3 protein-coding genes are annotated in these 3,655 nt (G+C 38.2%); 1 reads left to right on the top strand and 2 read right to left on the bottom strand.

All coding sequences use genetic code 11. The annotated features are described in order from the left end of the window. On the bottom strand, positions 1 to 2,323 hold a 2,323-nt coding region (gene nirB / locus ACY65O_RS06600; protein ID WP_462220062.1), incomplete at its 3' end, for a nitrite reductase large subunit NirB. 275 nt (positions 2,324 to 2,598) lie between these two features. Between nirB and ACY65O_RS06595 the strand changes: the two genes are divergently transcribed. Beyond that, positions 2,599 to 3,291: a Crp/Fnr family transcriptional regulator gene (locus ACY65O_RS06595; RefSeq protein ID WP_462220061.1), complete on the top strand. Its 693-nt coding sequence runs from the start codon at positions 2,599 to 2,601 to the stop codon at positions 3,289 to 3,291. A 51-nt stretch (positions 3,292 to 3,342) separates the two neighbouring features. Here ACY65O_RS06595 and ACY65O_RS06590 read toward each other — a convergent pair. Beyond that, positions 3,343 to 3,655: VOC family protein (locus tag ACY65O_RS06590; protein WP_462220060.1), on the bottom strand; the 313-nt coding region annotated here is incomplete at its 5' end.

The following is a 3,655-nucleotide window of genomic DNA, read 5'->3' as shown; positions in this document are numbered from 1 at the left end:
CGGCAGTTTTTACATAGAACATTAAAAAACGGTCGAGGTATTTAATGCAGGTTTCTTCATCAATATCTGTAGCTAATAAAATGGCATGTTGTGGTTTGCTGCCGCCATTGCCGCATACATACAGGTTCCAGCCTTTTTCGGTGGCGATGATGCCAAAGTCTTTACTTTGTGCTTCGGCACATTCTCTTATGCAACCGCTAACACCACCTTTTAATTTATGTGGCAAACGCAATCCTCTATATCTTTCTTCTACCTTAATTGCAAAACTAACACTGTCGTGTAGCCCAAACCTGCACCAGGTGCTGCCTACGCAACTTTTTACGGTACGCAAACTTTTTCCGTAAGCATGACCGCTTTCAAAACCAGCATCAATCAGTTCTTCCCAAATGCTAGGAAGGTCAGATAAATGTGCACCAAATAAATCAATGCGCTGGCCACCGGTAATTTTTGTGTAGAGGTTATATTTTTTTGCTACCTGCCCGATAACAATTAATTTATCAGGTGTAATTTCTCCACCGGGAATACGGGGTACCACAGAGTAGGTACCACCTTTTTGAATATTGGCTAAGAAACGATCATTACTGTCCTGGGCAGTATCATTTCCTTTCTTTAAAATAATTTCGTTCCATAAACTTGCTAAAATAGAAGCCACCGGTGGCTTGCATAATTCGCAACCATCACCTTTGCCAAACATATTCAGCACTTCATCGTAAGTTTTTAATTTATTTATTTTTACGAGATCAAACAGCTCCTGGCGGCTGTAAGCAAAATGCTCACACAATACATTATGTACAATTTTTCCTGATGCTTTCAGTGTATAAGTTACCAGGTCTTTTATCATTGGCACACAACCACCACAACCAGTACCCGCTTTGGTACATTTTTTTATGGCATCAACGGTTTCGCAATTACTTTCCGTAACACTGCTGCATATCATTCCTTTTGTAACTGCTTCGCAACTGCATATCAATGCCTCATCCGGTAAGCTGGTAACACCTGCTCCTGCTGCTTCTTCGCCGCCACGGCTTCCTAAAATAATATCTTCAGGATTTTGGGGAAGTACTACTTTATTTTTTACTGTTTGCAGCAGCATATTGTATTGATCTGCATCACCCACTAAAATGCCGCCCAATAAAGTTTTGCCATCGGCGCTTATATTAATACGCTTGTAAACTACTTTGTTGGTATCGTTAATAGCAATAGAAGTAATGCCATCGCCATTGGCAAACGGATCACCAAAGCTGGCTACATCTACACCAATTAATTTTAATTTGGTGCTCATGTCGTAGGCTTTAAAGACCTCACCCCCCGCCCTCTCCAACGGAGAGGGAGCTTTGGACTCTGCGAATTCAGTAAGCTCATTCAATGTATTGGAGGCTGCGAAAGTCCCTCCCCGGGAGGGATTTAGGGAGGCTAGGTTTGCCGCTACCACATTTGCCATCTCGTAACCCGGAGCAACCAAGCCATAAATCATTCCTTCAAACAAAGCGCATTCGCCTATGGCATAAATATTTTCATCGCTGGTTTGTAATTTTTCGTTCACCACAATACCCCCTCTTGTACCCACTTCCAGTCCGCAAAGTTTTGCCAGTTCATCACGGGGTTTAATACCTGCAGAAATTACCAGCATGTCCACTTCAATTTTGCTGTCGTTGGCAAACTGCATTCCTGTTATACAATCATCGCCTAAAATTAGGGACGTATTGGTGTTGGTTAAAATTTTTAAACCCAGTGTTTCTAATTTTGCTTTCAGCACATTGCTACCCACTTCATCAATCTGCCTTGGCATAAGTCGTGGGGCAAATTCTATTACAGAGGTATCGGTAACACCCAAATCAATCATAGCTTTGGCAGCTTCCAGGCCTAAAAGCCCGCCACCAATAACAGCGCCTTTTGTTGCTTTTTTAGCCCAGGCGGCCATCATTTCCAAATCCTCAATAGTTCTATATATAAATACACCATTTTTTTCCGTACCGGGAATTGGGGGAACAAAAGCTGCAGAACCTGTTGCCAGAATTAAGACATCGTAAGGAACAGTAAGCCCTTTATGGGAGTCAACGGTTTTTTCTGTTCTGTTGATTTGTGCAATGGGATCGCCAAGATGAAGAGTGATATTATTTTCGGCATACCAACTGGCCGGTGCCATTAAAAGTTCTTCGGCAGATTTGCCCGCAAAGTATTCACTTAGGTGAACCCTGTCGTAGGCTGGTCGAATTTCTTCGCCAAAAATGGTGATATTGAAAGAGGAGTTAGAAGATTTGGCTATAAGTTTTTCACAAAACTTGTAGCTTACCATTCCGTTGCCAATTATTAGTATATTCATGCTGCAATTTTTAAATATTGAAAGTTGCAGCAAGCAATCGAATTATAATTAAATATATCTAACTTATTTTATGATGATAGTTATAAAATAGCTTATAAAATATATTTTATATCATAAAAATAAGGATTAAATTTTAAAAAAACAAATCTTTTTTATTAAATAATAAATATAGAAATAATTATAATGTTTATAAAAATTAACGAATACATATTGTAATGCAATGACTGTGAATATTTTATTATAAATTTGAGGGCACTTAATTAAAAAAGGGTAAAATGGTATTAAAAAAACATAAATGTGATTTAAAGAGTTGTACGCTCTGCTTATCCTGCAATAAAGAATGGTTGCCTGCAATTGATGCCAACAGAAAGGTATTTCATTTAAAAAAAGGGGAGCTGCTGTTTAAAGAAGGCGATGAGGTGAGGGGAATGTTCTTTATTCATTCGGGTTTGATTAAAGTGCATAAACGTTGGGATGAGGAAAAAGAAATGATATTACGTTTTGCTAATAAAGGAGCAATTGTGGGGCACCGTGGGCTAGGCAGTGATACTGTTTATCCAGTATCGGGCACGGCACTGGCAAGTACTGAAGTTTGTTTTATTGATATGGATTTTTTTACGGCTACATTAAAAGTAAATCCCGATTATATGTATAAGCTGCTGATGTTTTTTGCAGCAGAATTAAAAGAATCGGAAAAGCGTATGCGAAACCTTGCCCACATGAGTACTAAAGGCCGGATTGCTTATGCATTAATAAGTTTACAGGAAAAATTTGGTACGGATGAAAACGGATATTTAAATATTGTTTTATCCCGCCAGGATTTAGCCTCTTACACCGGTACCACTTATGAAACTTTATTTAAGATGATGAATGAATTTTCTACAGAAAATATTTTACGTTTTTCTGAAAAGAAAATTGAAATAATGAGCGCTAAAAAATTGGCCCTAAGTTTTAAGGGGCAGGAATAAAAAAATTCACAATTACAACTGTGGATTTTTTTTATTTACTGTTGATGTTAGTTATGCTTTTTTATTACAGTTAAACATCCATTGTACACCAAATTTATCGGTACAGCTGCCAAAGTAAGCACCCCAAAACATATCCTGCAAATCCATTTCTACTTTGCCAGCTGCTGAAAGGGCATCAAATAAATTTTTAGTTTCTGCTCTTGTATCGGGTTCTAAGTTTATATAAACATTGTTACCAAAGTTTACTTTAAAACCAAATTCTTCTGGCGCATCTGTGCCCATTAGTATGTGGCCACCTGTTATGGCAAGTTCTACATGCATCACTAAGTTTTTTAAATCGTCACTTATTGTTGGCATTCCTTCC

It is taken from the genome of Ferruginibacter sp., from assembly GCF_031430955.1.
GTDB lineage: Bacteria > Bacteroidota > Bacteroidia > Chitinophagales > Chitinophagaceae > Ferruginibacter.
Note: the sequence above shows the minus strand (reverse complement) of the source record. Positions and strands in the feature narration are given on the sequence as shown.